Here is a 19756-nt window from a genome sequence, read left to right as displayed (position 1 = left end):
CGTCTCCGCCGACCTGCCCGGCCCTCCGTGGCGGCGAGGACGGCGCGGGGAGCGCCCGCGAGCGGTTCTGTGCCGCTCGGCGAGCACGGAAGGGGCGTATCCGGTCTCCGGATACGCCCCTTCATTCACGATGCGTGACGTGCGGTGCTACGCGCCCCGCAGCACCGCGCCCGTCCGCTCGGCGGCCAGCGCCACCGCGGCGTCACGGGCGGCCGTGGCCTCGTCGACGGTCAGCGTGCGGTCGGCGGCGCGGAAGCGCAGCGCGTACGCCAGGGACTTGCGGCCCGCACCGATCTGCTCGCCGGTGAAGACGTCGAACAGCCGCAGCGATTCGAGGAGTTCACCCGCGCCCGCGCGCAACGCCCGCTCCACCTCGGCGGCGGGGACGCTCTCCGCGACGATCAGCGCGACGTCCTGGGTCGCCACCGGGAAGGCGGAGATCCGGGGCGCCTGGAGCACGCCGTCGACGGCCTGCTCCAGGACGTCGAGCTCGACCTCCATGGCGCAGGTGCGCTCCGGCAGGTGGAGCTCCTTGATGACGCGCGGGTGCAGCTCGCCGGCGTGCCCGAAGAGGGTCTCCTCGCCGTTCACCGTCACGTACAGCGCGGCGCAGCGGCCCGGGTGCCACGGTGCGTGCTGGTCGCTCCGGACGATCACCTCGACACCGGCCTCGCGGGCGATGGTGCGGGCGGCCTCGATGGAGTCCGCCCAGTCGGCCGGGCGGCCCTTGCCCCACCAGCCGGCCTGCTCGCGGGCGCCCGCGAGGACGGCCGCGGCGCGGCGCGGCTGGCGCGGCAACGTGGCGTCGAGTCCGGCGATCTCCTCGTCGGTGGGACGCCGGTCGACCGGCAGCCGCACGGCCTTCTTCTCGGTGCCACTCGGCCTGAAGACCAGGCCGGTCTCGAAGAGCGCGAGGTCGTGGCTGCCACGGCCGTCGTTGCGTCGCAGTGCCCCGAGCAGGCCCGGCAGCAGCGTGGTGCGCAGCGCCGGCTCCTCGTCGGAGAGCGGGTTGACGAGCTCGACCGTACGGCGACGGCCGTCGTCGGCGTCGATTCCGAGCTGGTCGAGGACCGCGTCACCGATGAACGGGTAGTTCAGCGCCTCGACGTAGCCGGCCCCGGCGAGCGCCCGGCCGACCCTGCGGTGCAGCCGCTGGTGGTCGGTGAGCCCGCGGCCGGAGGGCGGCGTCGGGAGGGTGGACGGGAGGTTCTCGTAGCCTTCGAGCCGGATGACCTCTTCGGCGAGGTCGTTGGGCTCGCCGAGGTCGGGGCGCCAGGACGGCACGGTGACGAGCAGCTCGTCCTGACCGTAGACGTCGCAGCCGACCTCCTGGAGACGCCGTACGACGGTCTCGCGGCCGTAGCCGACACCGGCCACCCGGTCGGGGTGGTCGGCGGGCATCGTGATGGTGCGGGGCGCGGACGGGGCGCAGACCTCGGTGACCCCGGCCTCGGCGGTACCTCCGGCGAGCAGCACCAGGAGGTCGACGGTGCGCTGTGCGGCGGCGGCAGCGGCCTGCGGGTCGGCGCCGCGCTCGAAGCGCTTGGACGCCTCGGAGGACAGCTTGTGGCGGCGCGCGGTCCGGGCGATCGAGATCGGGTCGAAGTGCGCGGCCTCGATGACGACCTCGGTGGTGCTGTGCGCACCGTCCTGGACGTCCGCGATCTCGGTGTTGGCACCGCCCATGACGCCCGCGAGGCCGATCGGCCCGCGGTCGTCGGTGATGACCAGGTCCTCGGCGTCCAGGACGCGGACCGTGCCGTCGAGGGTGGTGAGCTTCTCGCCCTGCTGGGCGCGGCGCACCCCGATCGGCCCGTCGAGGCGGGAGCGGTCGTAGGCGTGCAGCGGCTGGCCGAGCTCCAGCATCACGTAGTTGGTGACGTCGACGGCGAGCGAGATCGGACGCATCCCCGCCTTCTGCAGCCTGCGCTGCAGCCAGATCGGGGAGCGTGCCTCGGGCTGGAGACCGACGACGGTGCGTGCGGTGAACCTGTCGCAGCCGATCGGGTCGGCGATCTTGACCGGGTGGCCGAAGGCGTTCGGCGCGGGCACGTCGAGGAGGGCCGGGTCGCGCAGCGGCAGCCCGTACGCGATGGCGGTCTCGCGGGCGACGCCGCGCATGGAGAGGCAGTAGCCGCGGTCCGGTGTGACGGCGATGTCGAGGACCTCGTCGACCAGCTGGAGCAGCTCGATGGCGTCGCTGCCGACCTCGTGCTCCGGCGGCAGCACGATGATGCCGTGCGTGCCGTCGTCGCCCATGCCGAGCTCGTCGGTGGAGCAGATCATGCCGTGCGAGGTCTTGCCGTACGTCTTGCGCGCGGCGATCGCGAAGTCGCCGGGCAGGACGGCGCCCGGGAGGACCACGACGACCTTGTCGCCGACGGAGAAGTTACGGGCTCCGCAGACGATCTCCTGCGGCTCGCCGGTGCCGTTGGCGTCGCCGACGTCGACCGTGCAGAAGCGGATGGGCTTCTTGAAGCCCTCCAGCTCCTCGATGGTCAGTACCTGTCCGACGACCAGCGGGCCCTTGAGGCCGGCGCCGATCTGCTCGACCCTCTCGACCTCCAGACCCACGGCGACGAGTTTGGCCTGTACGTCACGGCCGGTCTCCGTCGCCGGCAGGTCGACGTACTCCCGCAGCCAGGAAAGCGGGACACGCATCAGATCTCCATCCCGAACGGCCGGGTGAACCGGACGTCACCCTCGACCATGTCTCGCATGTCTTCGACGTTGTGGCGGAACATCAGCATCCGTTCGATGCCGAACCCGAAGGCGAATCCGCTGTACTTCTGGGGGTCGACCCCGCAGGCGATGAGCACCTTGGGGTTGACCATGCCGCAGCCGCCGAGCTCGATCCAGCCCTCGCTGCCACAGGTGCGGCAGGGACGGTCCGGGTTGCCGACGGACGCGCCGCGGCAGACGTAGCAGACCATGTCCATCTCGGCGGACGGCTCGGTGAACGGGAAGAAGTTCGGCCGGAGCCGGGTCTTCATGTCCGGGCCGAAGAGCGCCTGGACCATGTGGTCGAGGGTGCCCTTGAGATCGGCCATGGTGAGGCCCTCGTCGACGGCGAGCAGCTCGATCTGGTGGAAGACCGGGGTGTGCGTCGCGTCGAGCTCGTCGGTGCGGTAGACGCGGCCGGGGCAGACGACGTAGACGGGGGGCTCGCGGTCGAGCAGCGTACGGGCCTGGACCGGCGAGGTGTGCGTGCGCAGCACGACTCCGGACTCGTCGTTGTCGCCGCCGTCGGCGCCGCGGACGAAGAAGGTGTCCTGCATCTGTCGGGCCGGGTGGTCGGGCACGAAGTTCAGCGCGTCGAAGTTGAACCACTCCGCCTCGACCTCGGGGCCCTCCGCGACCTCGTAGCCCATGGCCACGAAGACGTCGGCGACGCGCTCCATGAGGGTCGTCAGCGGGTGGCGGGCTCCGGCCGGGGTGCGGTCGTGGGGCAGCGTGACATCCACCGCCTCCTCGACCAGCACGCGGGCGTCCCGCTCGGCCTCCAGCTCCGCCTGACGGGCGGCGAGCGCCTTGCCCACGGCGCCGCGGGCCTGGCCCACGCGCTTGCCCGCCTCGGCCTTGGCCTGCGGCGGCAGCGCGCCGATCTCCCGGTTGGCGAGCGAGAGGGGCGAGGTACCACCGGTGTGCGCGGTCTTCGCCTGGGCGAGCGCGTCGAGGTCACCGGCGGCGGCGAAGGCGGCGAACGCCTCGTCCCGCATGCGCTCGATCTCTTCCGGTTTCAGTGCCTCGACCTCGACTGGGTCGTACGACTTGTTCGGTGCCGACATCTCTTCCCGTGCTTCCGATTGGCTGATACTGCTCTGAACCGGGGACACCCCGGACCCCGCGGCCCCGCTCGACGGCTGGAGGACGCAAAGGTGCCAAGGGTCGAGTCTACGGGTCACAGGATGTGTAGGAGGCCCGTGGGCTGCTCAGGCCAGGTAGGCCGGCGCGCTCACGGGCAGAATAAATCGGAATTCGGCGCCGCCGCCGGGGCCGCGACCGACCGTGATCGTGCCGCCGTGCGCCTCGACGATGCCCTTGACGATGTAGAGGCCCAGGCCCGTACCGCCGCGCTTGCTCCCCCGCCAGAAGCGGGTGAAGACACGGCCCATCGATTCCTCGGGGATGCCGGGGCCTTCGTCGCTCACGGTGACGGCCGTTCCCTTCTCGTCGCTCTTCGCGGGTGCGGGTGCGACTTCGATGGTGACGGTTCCCTCGCCGTGGCGCACCGCGTTTTCCAGCAGGTTGCCGAGCACCTGGTCGACCTTGTCCGGATCGGCCCAGACCACGGGCAGCGGCTGGCAGGTGCGGACGAGGAAGCGGTCGGGGGTCTGGCCGTTCGCGGTGAGGGTCTGGATGTGGCGTTCGACGGCCGCGGAGAGGTCCACGGGCTGGCGTCGCAGCTCCAGCCTCCCGGAGTCGATCCGGGAGATGTCGAGCAGCTCCGCGATGAGCCGGGTGACACGGCCCGCGTCGGCGTCGACGGTCTCCAGCATCAGGCGCTTCTGGTCGTCGGTGAACCTCTCCCACTTGGCGAGGAGGGTCGCGGTGAAGCCCTTGACGGAGGTCAGCGGCGAGCGCAGCTCGTGGGCGACCGTCGCGATCAGCTCGGCGTGGCTGCGTTCGTTGCGGCGACGGGCCTCGGTGCCGCGCAGCGAGACCACCAGGCGGCGTACGGGACCGGTCGGGTGCTCGCGTACGTACCGTGCGGAGACCAGGACCTCCCGGCCGCCCGGCAGCAGCAGATTGCGCTCGGGCTGGCCGACCCGGGTGGCGAGTCCGCCGTACGGGTCGGTCAGGGCCCACCAGCGGCGGCCCTTGAGGTCCTCCAGCGGCAGCACGCGCTCCAAGGGGCGGCCGAGAGCGGCGGCCCGGGGCACGGCGGTGATCCGGGCGGCGGCGGCATTGAAACAGATGACCCGGCCGGTCTCGTCGGCGACGACCAGACCGTCGGGAAGGTCGTCGGGGTCGACGGCCGCGTCGAAGGGGCCCGCATCCGGGCAGTCGGCCGGGCCGGGGCCCTCGCGGGGGCGCACGACGGCCGTGCGTGTGTCGCGCGGCCTGCTCATGCCGACAGCCATATCCCGTACCCCACCTCTCGAACCGGTGCAGTGGGCCCCCGAGTTCGTCACCCTACTAGTCGTCGGTGACGGAGCGACACCCTGCGGGGGCGCACTGCCGCGGTCCGCCGTCGGGGCGGGGTACGGGGCTCGGCGTCGGTCAGACGGCTGCCTCGACGCAGCCCTCGGCCGGCCGGGTCGCCCGCTCCCGACCCGTGAGCGATCCGGAGGCGAACGATCCGGCGGCCGTGCAGGCCGCGATCACCATCAGGAGCAGGGCCGCGCCCCACGAGGCACCGTTCGCCGCGCCGGTCAGCGAGGTGGCGAGCAGGGGTACGAATCCGGCCACGACGCCCGCGAGGTTGTACGACATCGCCACGGCGCTGTAGCGGAACGCCTCGGGGAACATGCCGGAGACCACGGCGCCGATGGGGGCGTACGGGATGGAGAGCGCCCCGATCCCGAGCCCCACGCCCAGGTAGACCAGTGCGGGCCTGCCGGTGTCGACGAGCCAGAAGGCCGGGAAGGCGACTGCCATCGAGGCGAGGCCGCCGATGGCACAGACCTTCCAGGAGCCGATCCGGTCGGCGATCCGGCCGGCCACGACGAGCACGACGATCTCGACGACCGAGCCGATCAGGGTGGCGTTCAGCATCACGGACTTGTCGATGCCGAGCTCGTCGGTGCCGTACGAGATGATGAACGTGGTCATCAGGAAGAAGCCCCCGACGCCGAGCAGGGCCGCGCCGACGCCGACGATCATGCGGCCCCAGGTGCGGCGGAACGCCTCGATGAGCGGTGCGGGCTTCGGGCCGTTCTTCTCGGCGTCGGCCAGCATCGCGTGGAAGACCGGCGACTCCTCGATCCGCAGTCGCATGTAGAGCGCGAAGCCGAGGAGCGGGAACGCGGCGAGGAACGGCAGACGCCAGCCCCAGGAGTAGAACGCGTCGTCGGGCAGCATCCCGACGAGCGCGAACGCGCCGGAGGAGATCAGGGTGCCGACGGGCGAGCCGAGCTGCGGGATCGAGGAGTAGCTGCCGTGCTTCTCCTTCGGGGTGTGCTCCAGCGTGAGCAGCATGGCGCCGCTCCACTCACCGCCGACCGAGATGCCCTGCAGGAAGCGGAGGAGGGCGAGGAGGACGGGGGCCCAGATGCCGATGGTGGCGTAGCTGGGCAGCAGGCCGATGCAGCCGGTGGTGACGCCCATCATCACCACCGTGATGATCAGGGCGACCTTGCGACCGTACCGGTCACCGATGTGGCCGAAAACGGCCGCGCCGATGGGGCGGGCGACGAAGCCCACGGCGAAGGTGACGAAGGACGCGATGGTGCCCACGGCGGGGTCCAGCTCGGGGAAGAAGAGCCGGTTGAAGACCAGGGCGGCGGCGGTGCCGTAGAGGAAGTAGTCGTACCACTCCAGGGCGGTGCCGGTGAAGGCGGCGATCAGCAGCCGCCGGATGTCCTTGATGTCGGGCGAGCTCACACGTTCTCCTGGGGACGGAGGGCCTGGTGGCCTTGGGGGGACGGGGGAACGGGCTGTGCGGGGGTGCGGGTGGCGGCCTGGGCCGCGAGGCCGTGCGGGTCGTGGACGGGATCGCCGTCGACGACGGTCGCGAGGACCTGGAGCGAGCCGATCCGGTCGGGATCGGTGCGGAGCGGGTTCGCGTCGAGGATCGTGAGGTCGGCGAGGTGTCCGGGGACGAGACGTCCCTTGCGGTCGCCGAAGCCGGTGGCACGGGCGGAACCCTCGGTCCAGGCGCGCAGCGCGTCGAGGACCGGGACGCGCTCGTCGGGCCCGTAGACGGCGCCCGAGCCGGTGCGCCGCTGGACCATGGCCTGGATGGCGGGCAGCGGGGCGCCGGGGGCGACGGGCCGGTCGGAGCTGCCGGGTACCGGCAGGCCGAGGTCGAGCAGCGAGCGCAGCCGATAGGACCAGGCGGTCCGCCGGGCACCGAGCGACTCGGCCATGGCATCGCCGAACGGCGGCAGGAAGTTGTGCTGCGGCACGGGGACCACTCCCAGTTCGGCGAACCGGCCGAGCTGGTCGGGGCGGACCACCCCGGCATGTTCGATGCGGTGATGCACGCCGGGGCGCGGGAGTTCACGCTGGGCGCGGGCGAATGCGTCGAGTGCGAGGTCGACGGCCCGGTCGCCGATGGCGTGGGCGGCGACGGTCCAGCCGGATCGGTGCGCGGCGACGACGATCCCGGTCATGGCGTCGGCGTCGTTCTGGAGGTATCCGGTGGGATTCGCCGCCTCCGCCTCGTTGTGCGGGCAGCCGCAGAAGGGTTCGGTGACGGCGGCGGTGCGGCCGAGCAGGGACCCGTCGAGGAAGATCTTGACCGGTCCGAGGGAGAGCCGGTCGTCGCCGAAGCCGGTGCGCATCCCCAGGTCGAGTCCGAGGTCGATGCCGTCGTCGGCGTGCGAGACCAACGGGTGCAGGACGTCGGAGGCGGCCATCAGCTGGGCACGGGTGTGGAGCCTGCCGGTGTCGCGGGCGAGCTGGTACGCCGCGAGTTCGACGGGGGTGTGGCCGATCCAGCCACCGCCGATGCCCGCCTCGGTGAAGCTGGTGATGCCTTCGGCGAGGTAGTGGCGGGTGGCGGCGCCGACGGCATCGGCGACGGTCTCCACGGGGTACGGGAGCACGTGCCGCTGCACGAGGCGCTGGGCGGTCTCCTCCAGGAGCCCGTCGGGCCGGCCGTCCTCGTCCCGGGAGACGACGCCGCCGTCCGGGTCGGTGAAGCCGTCGGCCAGGATGCCGGCGAGCCGCAGCACCGGGGTGTTGACGACGCAGGCGTGGCCGGACGTGTGTTTCAGCCACACCCGCCGGCCGCCCGCGGCCCGGTCGAGGGCATCGCGGTGCGGGTAGCGCCCGCCGGTCCGGTTGTGGTCGAGGCCGGCGCCGATCACCCAGGCGTCCTGGGGCAGCCCCGCGGCGTGGGCGGCCACGGCGTCGTACACCTCGTCGACGGTCCGCGCCCCGGAGACGTCCAGCTGCGTGAGGGTGAGACCGAACCACGCGGTGTGGCAGTGCGCGTCGTTGAAGCCGGGCACGACAGTGGCGCCGCCCGCGTCGAGGATCCGTACGGCGGGGAGGTGCTCGACCTCCTCGTCGAGCCCGACGACACGGCCGTGCAGGGCGCCGAGGGCGCGGGCGGTGGGCCGGGCGTCGTCGAGGGTCAGGATGTGCGCGTTGCGGACCAGCAGATCGAGTTTCACGGGCGGGGGTCTTTCGGGTTCGAGGCCTTCGGGCTCGGGCGGGTCGGGTGCGCGTCCCCCGGGCCGGGGCCCTTCCGGTCCGGGCCTGCGAGGAACGCGGCTTTCGGGAACGCGTCCTTCGGGGTCACGCGAGATGGTGGAGCTGGGCCAGGGGCACGGCGTCGGCGGCGGGGGTGCCGGTGGGCACGCCGTCGACCAGGACGGGCGCCGGTTCGTGGGGCACCACGACGTGCGGGGTCGCGGTGTTGTGGAGCATGTCGGCGCGGGTGAGGCCGCGGGAGCCGCGGATCGGCGCGTAGGTGAGTCCCTCCGGCAACGCCGCGCGGGCGGCCCGGTCCGCCAGCGCGGCCTCGGCGACGAAGATCCGGGAGAGCCGCGCGGGCGCCTGGCCGAGGGCGCCGAAGTAGGGCCGGTACGTACGGGGCTGGGTCAGCCGGGTCGATCCCGAGCCGGACCCCGTGTTGCCCCAGGCCACGAATCCGGCCTTGATGACCAGCTCCGGCTTCGACCCGAAGTACGCCGGGTGCCAGAGCACCAGGTCCGCGAGGCGCCCCACCTGAGCGGTGCCGACCTCGTGCGCGAGGCCGTGGGCGATCGCCGGGTTGAGGGTGATCTTGGCGAGATAGCGCAGGGCCCGCTCGTTGGCGCGGTGCTCCACGCCGCCCTCGCCGGCCGCCAGGGCCTGGAGATGGGCGAGCTGCCAGGTGCGGCGGACGGTCTCGGCTATGCGGCCCATGCCCATGGAGTCGGAATTGACGATGGAGATCGCACCGAGGTCGTGCAGGGCGTTCTCGGCGGCGATGGCATGGGCACGGATACGGCCCCTGGAGATCTCGATGTCGCTCGCGGAGTGGTGGTTCTGCCGGTGCACGGTCATCGTCATCGGGAAGAGCTCCCCGACGGTGTTCGGGGTGTACGGGACGGTCGGCGTGGTGGAGGACGGCAGGATGTTCGGCTCGGAGAGGATCTCCAGCAGATCGGGGTGCCCCCCGCCACCCTCCACGTGGTACGCGTGCACGGTCCGGCCCCGGGTGGAGCCGATGGTGTCGCGCAGATAGCCGGACTCGTTCATGGAGTCGGTGTGCAGGGCGACCGGCAGATCGGCGGCCTCGGCGGTGTCGAGGCAGTTGTCGATGATGCGCGGGGTGGCCCCGAAGTCCTCATGGATCTTGAAGCCGCCGGCCCCGGCGAGCACGGACTCGTCGAGCAGGGTGCGCGAGCTGGACGAACCGCGGGCCAGGAAGGCGATGTTGAGCGGGGTGCCCTGCCAGGAGCTCATGAGGGTGTGCAGATTGTGGGCCGGATTGCAGCCGATCTCCCAGACCCCGCCGAGACCCATGCCGACGAGCGTGGTGACTCCGGCCGCGAGCGCCGCGGGCGCCACGTCGGGCGAGGAGAGATGGACGTGGCTGTCCACGATGCCGGGGGTGGCGATCAGCCCCTCGCCGGGGACGACCGAGGTGTGCGAGTCGATGGCGTACTCGACCGGCATCACGTCCGGGTTGCCGACGCCGCCGACGGAGACGATCCGGCCGTCCTTGATGCCGATGTCGGTCTTGCGCACGCCGAGAACCGGGTCCATGAGGACGACTCCGGCGACCACCATGTCCAGGGCGGAGTCCCGGTCGGAGCGCGGGGAGGCGAGCAGCCCGTCGCGCACGGTCTTGCCGCAGCCGCCGAGCAGCTCGTCGCCGGGGGTGCCGTCGTCGGCCTCCACCTCGACCCAGAGGGAGGTGTCACCGAGCCGGATGCGGTCACCGGTGGTCGGCCCGTACAGGGCGTTGTACGTACGGCGGTCGATGCTGGTCATGCGCGCGGCTCCTCGGACTGGGCGTGCTGCGGGTGGCGGGAGAGAGGGATCAGCGAGACCTCCCGGGACTCCCCCGGTTCGAAGGCCAGCGCGGTGCCGGCCGCGATGTCCAGCCGCAGCCCCCGGGCCGCTTCCCGGTCCAGCTCCAGGGCCTCGTTCACCTCGTGCAGCGGATAGTGCGAGGAGACGAACACCGTGCGGTCGCCGGTGTTGCGCAGCGTGAGGACGGTGCGTGGGCGCCCCTCGTTGATCCGCACCGGGTCGGGGGCGGTCCTGACGGCGCCCGGCGCGGTGTCCGGGCTCCCGGGACCGATCGGCCGGTCGACGGCGACGAGGGCGGTGCCGCTGGGGAAGAGCGCCTCGACCTGCACGGTGGTGACGATGTCGGCCACGCCGTCCATCACCTCGGCCTCGGTGAGCACGGAGCGGCCCACCTCGATCACCTCGTCCAGACCGAGCCCGTCCCAGGCGGCTTCCAGCACCTCGTCGCAGATCAGGGCGATGGCCTCCGGCGTGTTCAGCCGCCTGCCGCGTGCCCTGCGGCGGCGGGCCAGCTCGGCGACGGTGAACAGCTGGAGACGCTCCTGCTCGCGAGGCGTCAGATGCACTGCCAGGACCTCCCTGAATGCGGCGGGTCCCGGAAGGGGATTCCGGGTTGCCTCAGCTTCGAGGGCAACGAGCACAAATCCAACGTCGAAACATCACCCGTACAGCCCCTTACATTGGTCATATGCACACCCCGGTTTCCGAATTCCCAGCCCCGTCACGTCGGATCGCGGAGCTCGCGGGCCAGTGTCTGGACAACATCGACGGGCTGATCGGCCAGTGGATGGAGATGATCAACCCGGTCCGCAGCGCCTATGCGGACCGGGTGCCGGACGCCGACTTCCGCAGCTCCGCCTGGCAGGCGTTCGAACTGTTGCTGCGGACGGTGGCGCAGCTGCCGGTGCCCGCGCACATCGCGGGGGTGTCGCAGCGCGTGGGTGAGCAGCGGGCCCGTCAGGGTGTCCCGCTGGACTCGCTGCTGGAAGCGGCCCGGCTGGACTTCCGGGTGGTGTGGGCGGCCCTGGTCCAGCGGGCGGACGAGTCCGACATGGCGGAGCTGGTGACGAGCGCGTACCACGTGTGGGAGGCCGTCGAGTCCCATGTCACGGGCATCATGACGGCGTATCAGCGCACGGTTCTGGAGATGGGCCGGCGTCAGGAGGACGAGCGGCGGATGTGGTTCTCCCGGCTGCTGGAGAGCGAGGGCCACAACCCCACCGTGGTACGGAACGCGGCGCTGGCCCTCGGCTTCGACGGCGCGGGCACCTTTCTGTGCGCGGCGGCGCCGGCGGCGGAGGGCTCGGGGCTGCACCTGGCCGCGACGGCGCTGCGCGCGGCGGGTGCTCCGGTGCAGTACCAGGCGGTCGGCGGGGACGCGGTACTGGTGGTGGAGCTGGGCCGGCGCACCACGTGGCAGTCGGTGCTGGTCCGGCTCGCGTCCACGCCGTGCGGTGTCTCGCCGCAGACGAGCGGACTCGCGGCGGTCCCCAGGGCGGCCGTGCTGGCCATCGCGACGGCGCAGATGCTGCCGCCGGGCGCCGGTTCGCCGAGGCTGCTGGAGGACAGCTGGCTGGATGTGCTGGTGCGGCGGGCGGGGGACTTCGGCACGGATCTGGCCGCCGATGTCCTGGGCGGTCTCGACGCTCCCGAGGTGTCCGCCTCGGAGGCGGCACGCCTGCTGGAGACCGTCACCGAGCATCTGCGCGGCAGCGGCTCCATCGCGGACACCGCGGCGGCGCTGTACTGCCACCGCAACACGGTTCAGCACCGCTTCGCCCGCTTCCACGAGCTGACCGGCCGAGACGTCCGCCGCCCCGACGACGCGGCACTGGTCGCGGTGGCCCTGCGAGCCAGGACCGCGGCCGCCGACTGAGGGCTGTCCCGGCAACGGGGGATTGCGTCCCGGGAGGCTGTGGACGGGTGAGGCAGGTACCGGCCGAGGGATCTCGGACGGGCGGGCCGGACGTCCCCTGCGTCCGCCGGACGAGAGGCCCTAGCGGCGCGGGCGCTGGGCGCGTGCGGAGGCGTACAGGCACACGGCCGCCGCCGTCGCCAGATTGAGGCTCTCCGCCTTGCCGTGGATCGGCACCCGCACCACGGCGTCGGCCAGCGCCCGGGTCTCCTCCGGCAGGCCCCAGGCCTCGTTGCCGAAGACCCAGGCGGTCGGCCCGCCCATGGTCCCCGCGTCGAGCTCGTCGTCGAGGTCGTCGTCACCCGCGCCGTCGGCGGCGAGAATCCGGACGCCCGCCTCCCTCAGCCCCCGGACGGCCTGCTCGACCGGGACGCCGACGGCGACCGGCAGATGGAAGAGCGAGCCGACCGAGGCCCGGACGGACTTGGGGTTGTAGAGATCGACCGAGGCGTCCGTGAGCACGACGGCGTCGGCTCCCGCGGCGTCGGCGCAGCGCAGCACCGTACCGGCGTTCCCGGGATCGCGTACGTGGGCGAGGACGGCGACCAGTTTCGGCTTCGCGGCGAGCACGGCCTCGAACGGCGAGTCGAGGAAGTGGCAGACACCGATCAGGCCCTGCGGGGTGACGGTCTGCGACACATCGGCGAGCACGTCCGTGTCCGCCAGGTGCACCCGGGCACCGGCCGCGTGGGCGGCTTCGACGATGTCGGCGTACCGCTCGGCCGCCTCGACGGTGGCGAACAGCTCGATCAGCGTCGCCCGGCCGTCGTTGCCGCGGTGCTCGGCGGCCTCGCGCACGGCCTGCGGCCCCTCGGCGATGAACCTGCGCTCCTTGCCGCGGAAATTGCGCTTGGCCAGCCGCCGGGCGGCGGTGACGCGCGGCGATCGCGGGGAGATCAGTTCGGGGGTGCCCATGGTCGGCGGCGAGCCTCTCTGCGTACGGGGGTGGTGACGGGTACGGAGGTGTCGGACGTACGGAACACGTCCTGCAACGCACCGGACCCGCAGACGACGAGCGCCTGCGGGTCCGGCTCAGAAGCCAAGAAGTGCGACCTGGATCAGGCGGCCTTCGGGGCGTTGACGTCGCTCGGGAGGGCCTTCTGGGCGACCTCGACGAGGGCGGCGAACGCGTTGGCGTCGTTGACCGCGAGCTCGGCCAGGATCTTGCGGTCCACCTCGATGTTGGCGGCCTTCAGACCCTGGATGAGGCGGTTGTACGTCATGCCGTTCTGGCGGGCAGCGGCGTTGATGCGCTGGATCCACAGCTGACGGAAGTCGCCCTTGCGCTTCTTGCGGTCGTTGTAGTTGTAGACGAGGGAGTGGGTGACCTGCTCCTTCGCCTTGCGGTACAGGCGGGAGCGCTGGCCCCGGTAACCGCTGGCCTGCTCGAGGATTGCCCGGCGCTTCTTGTGAGCGTTTACTGCCCGCTTGACGCGTGCCACTTTTTAACTCCTTGTAGCGGGGCCGTGGTTGGACTCACACGGCCCGGAAACGAATTGGTCCCGGTCTGGTCGAGGTCGCCGCCCCCGGATTCACCGGGGGCTTCGGCCTCACTTGCCGAGAAGCTTCTTGACCTTCTTGGCGTCGGCCGGGGCCAGCTCGACCGTGCCGGTCAGCGAGCGGGTCTTCTTGGACGACTTGTGCTCAAGAAGGTGGCGCTTGCCGGCGCGCTCACGGAGCACCTTGCCGGAGCCGGTGATCTTGAAGCGCTTGCTGGCACCGCTGTGCGTCTTGTTCTTCGGCATCGCGCCGTTCTCTCCTCGTCAGTGGCGCCCCTCTCGGTGCGGGCACCGGACAGCAGGGGCGTCAGATCTTGGTGGGGATTCCGGGGGGACCCGGGGCCGCCTGGATGGCGGCCCCCTGAGGTCACGCCTCGGAAGGTGTCTCGGCCGAAGCCTCGGGCTGCGGGGCAGCCCCACCCGCGGCCTCGGCGTCCGGGGTGGATCCCTGACGCCCCGCCTTGCGGGCGGCCTGGGCCTCGCGGGCCTCGGCCATGGCTTCGGTCTTCTTCTTGTGCGGGCCCAGAACCATGATCATGTTCCGGCCGTCCTGCTTCGGGTTGGACTCGATGAAGCCGAGTTCCTCCACGTCCGAAGCGAGACGCTGGAGCAGTCGGAAGCCCAGCTCGGGGCGGGACTGCTCACGACCACGGAACATGATCGTGATCTTGACCTTGTCGCCCTGCTTGAGGAACCGGACGACGTGACCCTTCTTGGTGTCATAGTCGTGCGGGTCGATCTTCGGCCGGAGCTTCATCTCCTTGATGACCGTGTGCGCCTGGTTCTTGCGCGCCTCACGGGCCTTCATGGCCGACTCGTACTTGAACTTCCCGTAGTCCATGAGCTTGCACACGGGCGGACGGGCGGTCGCCGCCACCTCGACCAGGTCGAGGTCGTACTCCTGCGCGAGTTCCAGGGCCTTGGCAAGCGGAACAATCCCGACCTGCTCGCCGCTGGGACCGACAAGTCGCACCTCGGGCACGCGAATCCGGTCGTTGATGCGGGGCTCGGCGCTGATGGATCCTCCTCGGTAGCACCACGCGGCCGCCTGGCGGACAGCCACGTAACGTCTGTTTCGTCAGACCAACCGCACCAGGCCAAGAAAAATGCCCCGGACGGGACACAGGCGGGGCTCCTGGAACAACCGGAACACCGCCGCGGTCAACCGCGGGGCGCATCGGGCGGCTCCATCGTCCGTACGGAACGATGGGCGCCACCTGACCGGTGACCCGCTGTCCGATGAGGACAGCCAGGTGGGAGATCGGAGCCTCCACTTGTGGGCCGGACACATAGCTGTCCAGCCGGTCGTTACACAAGGTTAGCAGCTCCCCGGGGCGGGCGCTAACCGGCTGCCGCTCGCGGCTCCCGCAGACAGGGGGGCGCCGCAGGGGGCCTATCGTATGGCTCATGAGTGACGCGACCCCCACCACCGATTCCCCCGGCTTCGACGACATGGCCCGCGACATCGCGGAGGTGCCCGCGGTCGAGGTGATCGTGACGGTCGCGGTCAATCTGATGAGCGCCGCAGCCGTGAAGCTCGGACTGACCGAGGACGGCGACGAGCACAAGGACCTCGACGAGGCCCGCAAGCTGGTGCACGCGCTGGCCGGCCTGCTGGACGCCAGCACCACCGAGATCAGCTCGTTCCACGCGGCTCCGCTGCGTGACGGCCTGAAGTCCCTGCAGCTCGCGTTCCGCGAGGCCTCGCTCGTTCCCGACGAGCCCGGCCAGGGGCCCGGGGAGAAGTACACGGGTCCCGTCTTCGGCTGAGCCCACCCGCTCCACGACGTTCCACGGCCGTGGCCCCTGCCCGTCCCGGGTCCGGGTCCACGGCCGTCGTCATCCGCCGGGGCCGAAGAATCCTCCGGCAGGAGACCGCCGTCCGTGCGCCGGTCCCGCGTGCATCCGTACACGCGGGACGGACCGGGCGGTCAGCGCGTGAACAGGGCCTCGCCGGGCGCGGCCGCATCGGCCGGGAGCAGCGCCAGGTCCAGGCCGCGCACGAGGCGCGCGCGCAGGACCTCATCGGCCGCCAGCCGTTCCGCGACCCGCCGGGCGGCGTCCGCGGGGTCCGCGTCGGGTGCGAGCACGAGCGCGAGGGTGCCGTCCGCCCGCCCGGGGCCGAGGTGGGCGCGGCGCACCGCGGGTTCCGCGGCGACCGCCCGCCGTACCGCCGAGGTGACCGCGGGGTCGTCCAGCGGATCGGCGCTGGTGCGGCCCTCGGCGAGGGCGAGCAGGGCGGAGCCGGTCAGCTCGAACGCCACCGGACCGGCGAGATCGAGGACGACCGTGTCCGCCTTCTCGTGCGCGGCGGCCTGCAGGGCCTGGTGCAGGGGCACGGCGACGGGACGGGCCTGCGGATCCCAGCGGGCCAGCGAGTCGGTCGAGGTGAAGGCGGGCAGGGCCCGGCGGTCTCCCGCCTGGAGGGTGGGGACGGCCATGTCACTGGTCTTCTCGCGACGCAGCCCGTTCTCGTCCTCCTCCACCTCCCCCAGCACGGCGACGACGGGGACCAGGAGCCGGGTGCCCTTGAGTGCCTCGAGGACCGGGCCGACGAGCTTCCGGTCCTCGGCCCATGCGGCCAGCGCCGCGCTCAGGGCCGGATCGGCCGTGCCGTCGTCGTCGGAGTAACCGGGGTCCGGAATGTTCTTCTGCGCCACAGGGCGAGCGTAGTGCCTGGGGTTTCCTACGCTGTCGACAGGTCGGACCCAGCCGGTTCCCAGGTGCCGTTCCTAGCGTCCGGACCATGTCCCGCATCGGATTCCGCCGTGTCGCCCTGCCCTCGTCCGTGACGGCCACGATCCTGATCGCGGCCGTGGCCGCGGGCGGCATCCGGCAGCTCGGCCGGCCGTCGGAGCACGCGTCCCGCGCCGCGGCCTCCGTATCGTCCGTACCCGCCGCCGGGACCACCTCGGCCCCGGCATCGACGAGTGAGGAGCCGACGGTGGATCTCGACACGGCGCTGGCCGCGGTGGTGGAGCCGCTGCTGGCCGACGCGGGGGAGGCGAAGGTGTCCGTCGCGGTGCTGGACACCGGGAGCGGGGCGCGGGCGGTCTACGGGGACGGGACGTACGACACCGCCAGCATCGTCAAGGTCGACATACTCGCGGCGCTGCTGCTCCGGGCCCAGGACGAGGGGCGCGTGCTCACCTCCGACGAAAGGGATCTCGCGGCCGCCATGATCGAGCGGAGCGACAACACCGCCGCCACCACGTTGCTCCGGGCGATCGGCGGGTCGGAAGCACTCGACGCGGCCAACGCCCGCCTGGGCCTGACCGGGACGACCGCCGCGCACGCATGGGGTCTGACCCGTACCACCGCGGCGGATCAACTGACCCTGCTGAAAGCGGTGTTCGGTACGGAATCGGAACTGAGCGCGGCCTCCCGCGGCTATCTGCGGCGACTGATGGGGCAGGTCGACGCCGACCAGCGATGGGGCGTGTCGGCGGCGGGCAGCGACTGGGCCCTGAAGAACGGCTGGCTGCCCCGGACGACGACCGGGCTGTGGGACATCAACAGCATCGGACAGGTGCGGGCGGACGGCCGCACGTATCTGGTGGCGGTGCTCTCGGGCGGGCAACGGACGAAGGAGACGGGCATCGCGCTCGTCGAGTCGGTGGCGAAAGCGGCGGTGGGTGTGCTCGACGCCGCTCGGTGAGCAGGTGACGGGCGGTCGCCGCGTTCAGCGCCGCACGGTGGCCGGTCTCCCGCCCCTGCCGCGCCACAGCACCACGGCCAGTGCCAGCAGGACCGCCCCGAGACCGCCCGCGGTGGGGGCGAGCCAGCCCGCGGGGCCGCTGTCCCGGCGCCCGGGGGTGGGGCCGCTGCCGAAGTAACGCTTCCGGTATCCGGCCTCGGCGGACTCGGCGCGCAGGCCGGCCGGCCGGAGCGCGGCCCCGGCCCTGATCGCCGCGGCGGGGTCGACCGTGCCGTATCCCCGGGCGTCGTCCCGGCCGGACGCGGGGGCACTGCGGGCCGTGTCCGTGAGCAGGCGCTTGACCTGGGCGGGGGTCAGTCCCGGGTGCGCGGCGCGGACCAGCGCGACCGCGCCCGAGACGAATGCCGCGGCGGCGGAGGTGCCCCACTCCACGTAGTACTGGCGGTCGGGGGCGGCGACGACGATGTCGACCCCGGGGGCGCTGACGGTCGCGTACCAGCGGCGGGTGGAGAACGCGGCATGGGTGCCGTACCGGTCGACGGCGGCGACCGCTATCACACCGGGATAGGCGGCGGGGTACGAGATGTGGTCGCCCTTCTCGCCCCCGTTGCCCGACGAGGCGACGACGACGGCGCCCTTCTTCAGCGCGTACTGGATGGCGGCGTCCTCGCCCGGTTCGGGGTGGGCCGACTCGCTGTCGTCGCCGAGCGAGAGGTTGATGACGTCGGCACCGTGGTCGGCGGCCCAGCGGATGCCGTCGGCAAGGGCCGTGCCCCGGGATTCCCGGGCCTTGGCGCGGGACGGGTCGGAGGCTTCGAGGATCACCCGGACCGGGAGGATCTTCGCCTCCGGCGCGATGCCCAGGACTCCGTCGTCGCGTCCGTCACCATGGCCGTGCCCTGCGATGATCCCCGCCATCGCGGTGCCGTGCCGGGCCCAGGAGCGGTCGCCCCGGCCGGCGCCGAAGCCGATCATGTCCTTGCCGGGCAGCACCTGGCCCGCCAGGTCGGGGAGGCTGCCGTCGACCCCGGTGTCGACGACGGCGACGGTGATTCCCCTGCCCTTGGTGGTCCGCCAGGCCTGATCTGTGTGGAGTGCCTGAAGGCCCCACTGCTGGTCCCGGATGGCATCGGCCCTGGCCGGCACCGCGGGCAGGAGCGCGAACGCGGTGGCGGCACAGACGGCGCCCAGGACCCGGCGGCGTGCGCGGCGGCTCATTCCGGCTTCTCCGTGAGGTCGGTGACGGTCCGGCGCAGGCCGCGCTCGATCCGGTCGGCGATTCCCTTGGCCTCGTGACCGAGTCCGGCCTGGGCGGCGGCCGTGGTGGCGTTCGCGGCCATGGCCCTGGCGGCGGGTTGCGGATCGGGGACCGTGCGGCCGTCGGCGAACCCGGAGACGGCGAACACGACGACGGGGACCTCGGTCAGGACGTGGATGGTCCAGCTGGCGCGCTGCCGGTCGCCGAATCCGGCGGCGACCGTGTCCTCGACGGGGTACGCACGGGGCATCAGATCCGCTCGCCGGTCGAGGTGCTGGTCGGTGAAGCGGGTGCTCAGCGCCCGCATGGCCTCGGTGTCACCCTCGGTGAAGATCACCCCCACCGTGGTGACGCTGCTGCTGGTGGCGTCGGTGTAGGTGGCCCGGAGCATGCGCTCGCACCCGACGGGGGCGAGGGTCCTGGCCAACAGCGGGTCCAGGGCCGGGGCGCAGCCGCCGTCCGGGGCGACGGCGACCCGGGTCCAGACCCGGTCGGCACCGCCCGGCCCCGCTCCGTCACCGGCCAGCGTGCGCGGGAAGAGCGTGTCCACGGGGACGCTGTGCCAGGCCGAGCGGCCCACGGTGTAGGCGCTGTGGGCGGCGGGGTCGGCCGAGGAATCGCTGATCAGCCAGGCGCCGGTGGCCGCGCCGCCGATCAGTCCGAGCCCGAGCACCACACAGGCGGCGGCGGTCGCGGTCCTGAGGGGGTGGCGGGTTCGGATCGGGCGCAGCCGGGTCGTGGTCTCGGCGGGGGTCTCGGGCGGCGGGTGACCGTACGGGTGCTGCCGAGGCTGCTGGTAGGCGTACGGGAGGTGCGCGGGCCCGGTGGGTGGCGCCCCCGCACCCGGGTGCGGGGTGAGGTCCACGGCACCGACGGGCCGCCGACGGGTCGGGGCGGGCGGCTGCCCGGGACGGGGCGGGGCGGCGGGGGGAACGGCGGGTGAGGGGGCCGGGGGCACGGGCCGGAGCCTGGTCGTCGTCTCCACGGGCGGCGGCGGGGGCGTCACCATCGGCCGCGGCCCCTGGGGCGGCATCGGCCGATCCGGCCGTTGCTCCGGCCGCGGTGGCCGAGGCGCCGAGTGCGGTGCCGGAGTGGCCGGGACCACGGGCACCGCCGGACCGGGGTTCGACGTAGGCGCTCCGGGCGGCGGGGTCCCGGGATGCGGCGTCAGGGCAGCGGCGGCCGAGGTGTCGGCAGGAGGCGGCGCCGGGTCCGCGGTCATCGGTGGCGGCGGAGTCGTGGGGCGGGGCGGGACGGGAGCACGTTGCGCCTCGGTACTCATCCGCCCC

General features: G+C 72.6%; 17 protein-coding genes. 3 read left to right on the top strand and 14 right to left on the bottom strand.

What is annotated here, in order from left to right; genetic code table 11:
• Positions 1–147: 147 nt before the first annotated feature.
• The 7 genes from pheT to ureA form a co-directional block, all read right to left on the bottom strand.
• Positions 148–2661: a phenylalanine--tRNA ligase subunit beta gene (gene pheT, locus ACIRP2_RS25980; protein ID WP_404254183.1), complete on the bottom strand. Its 2514-nt coding sequence runs from the start codon at positions 2659–2661 to the stop codon at positions 148–150.
• Positions 2661–3788, bottom strand: coding sequence for a phenylalanine--tRNA ligase subunit alpha (gene pheS, locus ACIRP2_RS25975; protein ID WP_404254181.1), 1128 nt, complete (start codon positions 3786–3788; stop codon positions 2661–2663). Before pheS ends, pheT begins: the two co-directional genes overlap by 1 nt.
• A gap of 144 nt (positions 3789–3932) precedes the next feature.
• Positions 3933–5084 (bottom strand): ATP-binding protein, encoded by a 1152-nt coding sequence (locus ACIRP2_RS25970; protein WP_404254179.1) that lies wholly within the window; start codon positions 5082–5084, stop codon positions 3933–3935.
• A gap of 139 nt (positions 5085–5223) precedes the next feature.
• Positions 5224–6546, bottom strand: coding sequence for an MFS transporter (locus ACIRP2_RS25965; RefSeq protein ID WP_404254177.1), 1323 nt, complete (start codon positions 6544–6546; stop codon positions 5224–5226).
• Complete coding sequence (locus ACIRP2_RS25960) at positions 6543–8285, bottom strand: amidohydrolase (protein WP_404254175.1); 1743 nt, start codon at positions 8283–8285, stop codon at positions 6543–6545. Before ACIRP2_RS25960 ends, ACIRP2_RS25965 begins: the two co-directional genes overlap by 4 nt.
• A gap of 124 nt (positions 8286–8409) precedes the next feature.
• Positions 8410–10095, bottom strand: coding sequence for an urease subunit alpha (locus ACIRP2_RS25955; protein ID WP_404254173.1), 1686 nt, complete (start codon positions 10093–10095; stop codon positions 8410–8412).
• Positions 10092–10703 carry an urease subunit gamma gene (gene ureA, locus ACIRP2_RS25950; protein ID WP_404254171.1) on the bottom strand — a complete coding sequence of 204 codons (612 nt, stop codon included), beginning with the start codon at positions 10701–10703 and terminating at the stop codon, positions 10092–10094. Before ureA ends, ACIRP2_RS25955 begins: the two co-directional genes overlap by 4 nt.
• Positions 10704–10825: 122 nt before the next feature.
• Here ureA and ACIRP2_RS25945 point away from each other — a divergent pair, with 122 nt between their 5' ends.
• Positions 10826–12013: a PucR family transcriptional regulator gene (locus ACIRP2_RS25945; RefSeq protein WP_404254169.1), complete on the top strand. Its 1188-nt coding sequence runs from the start codon at positions 10826–10828 to the stop codon at positions 12011–12013.
• Positions 12014–12133: 120 nt separating this feature from the next.
• Here ACIRP2_RS25945 and ACIRP2_RS25940 read toward each other — a convergent pair whose 3' ends face one another.
• The 4 genes from ACIRP2_RS25940 to infC all read right to left on the bottom strand — a co-directional run bounded on the left by ACIRP2_RS25940 (position 12134) and on the right by infC (position 14614).
• Positions 12134–12967, bottom strand: coding sequence for a TrmH family RNA methyltransferase (locus ACIRP2_RS25940; RefSeq protein WP_404254167.1), 834 nt, complete (start codon positions 12965–12967; stop codon positions 12134–12136).
• Positions 12968–13110: 143 nt separating this feature from the next.
• On the bottom strand, positions 13111–13494 hold the full coding sequence (rplT, locus tag ACIRP2_RS25935) for a 50S ribosomal protein L20 (RefSeq protein ID WP_018103794.1): 384 nt from the start codon (positions 13492–13494) through the stop codon (positions 13111–13113).
• A 108-nt stretch (positions 13495–13602) separates the two neighbouring features.
• Entirely contained in the window at positions 13603–13797 is a 195-nt protein-coding gene (rpmI, locus tag ACIRP2_RS25930) for a 50S ribosomal protein L35 (protein ID WP_114243588.1), read from the bottom strand.
• 121 nt (positions 13798–13918) lie between these two features.
• A complete protein-coding gene (gene infC / locus ACIRP2_RS25925) occupies positions 13919–14614 on the bottom strand; it encodes a translation initiation factor IF-3 (protein WP_404254164.1) in 696 nt (231 codons plus the stop codon).
• Positions 14615–14958: 344 nt separating this feature from the next.
• On the opposite strand from infC, the gene ACIRP2_RS25920 reads away from it, so the two are divergent.
• Positions 14959–15321, top strand: coding sequence for a DUF1844 domain-containing protein (locus ACIRP2_RS25920; RefSeq protein WP_093896122.1), 363 nt, complete (start codon positions 14959–14961; stop codon positions 15319–15321).
• Positions 15322–15482: 161 nt separating this feature from the next.
• On the opposite strand, the gene ACIRP2_RS25915 is transcribed toward ACIRP2_RS25920, so the two are convergent.
• Positions 15483–16211, bottom strand: a complete 729-nt coding sequence (locus ACIRP2_RS25915) for an SseB family protein (protein WP_404254162.1) — start codon at positions 16209–16211, stop codon at positions 15483–15485.
• An 86-nt stretch (positions 16212–16297) separates the two neighbouring features.
• Here ACIRP2_RS25915 and ACIRP2_RS25910 point away from each other — a divergent pair, with 86 nt between their 5' ends.
• Positions 16298–17209 (top strand): serine hydrolase, encoded by a 912-nt coding sequence (locus ACIRP2_RS25910; RefSeq protein ID WP_404254160.1) that lies wholly within the window; start codon positions 16298–16300, stop codon positions 17207–17209.
• Positions 17210–17233: 24 nt separating this feature from the next.
• Here the strand turns inward: ACIRP2_RS25910 and mycP are convergent, their stop codons facing one another.
• Together mycP and ACIRP2_RS25900 are read right to left on the bottom strand one after the other, a co-directional pair.
• The gene (gene mycP / locus ACIRP2_RS25905) at positions 17234–18427 is read right to left on the bottom strand and encodes a type VII secretion-associated serine protease mycosin (protein ID WP_404254158.1); all 1194 of its coding nucleotides are present in this window, start codon (positions 18425–18427) and stop codon (positions 17234–17236) included.
• The gene (locus tag ACIRP2_RS25900; RefSeq protein WP_404254156.1) at positions 18424–19332 is read right to left on the bottom strand and encodes a hypothetical protein; all 909 of its coding nucleotides are present in this window, start codon (positions 19330–19332) and stop codon (positions 18424–18426) included. The genes mycP and ACIRP2_RS25900 overlap by 4 nt, the downstream gene beginning before the upstream one ends.
• Between the last annotated feature and the right edge of the window lie 424 nt (positions 19333–19756).

The organism is Streptomyces sp. NPDC101194, assembly GCF_044767885.1.
Lineage (GTDB): Bacteria > Actinomycetota > Actinomycetes > Streptomycetales > Streptomycetaceae > Streptomyces.
Note: the sequence above shows the minus strand (reverse complement) of the source record. Positions and strands in the feature narration are given on the sequence as shown.

Coding starts and splice junctions, on each gene's coding strand:
- mycP (WP_404254158.1), bottom strand. CDS start 18,427: ATGAGCCGCCGCGCACGCCGCCGGGTCCTGGGCGCCGTCTGTGCCGCC.
- ACIRP2_RS25970 (WP_404254179.1), bottom strand. CDS start 5,084: ATGGCTGTCGGCATGAGCAGGCCGCGCGACACACGCACGGCCGTCGTG.
- ACIRP2_RS25920 (WP_093896122.1), top strand. CDS start 14,959: ATGAGTGACGCGACCCCCACCACCGATTCCCCCGGCTTCGACGACATG.
- pheT (WP_404254183.1), bottom strand. CDS start 2,661: ATGCGTGTCCCGCTTTCCTGGCTGCGGGAGTACGTCGACCTGCCGGCG.
- pheS (WP_404254181.1), bottom strand. CDS start 3,788: ATGTCGGCACCGAACAAGTCGTACGACCCAGTCGAGGTCGAGGCACTG.
- ACIRP2_RS25940 (WP_404254167.1), bottom strand. CDS start 12,967: ATGGGCACCCCCGAACTGATCTCCCCGCGATCGCCGCGCGTCACCGCC.
- ACIRP2_RS25955 (WP_404254173.1), bottom strand. CDS start 10,095: ATGACCAGCATCGACCGCCGTACGTACAACGCCCTGTACGGGCCGACC.
- ACIRP2_RS25945 (WP_404254169.1), top strand. CDS start 10,826: ATGCACACCCCGGTTTCCGAATTCCCAGCCCCGTCACGTCGGATCGCG.
- rpmI (WP_114243588.1), bottom strand. CDS start 13,797: ATGCCGAAGAACAAGACGCACAGCGGTGCCAGCAAGCGCTTCAAGATC.
- ACIRP2_RS25910 (WP_404254160.1), top strand. CDS start 16,298: ATGTCCCGCATCGGATTCCGCCGTGTCGCCCTGCCCTCGTCCGTGACG.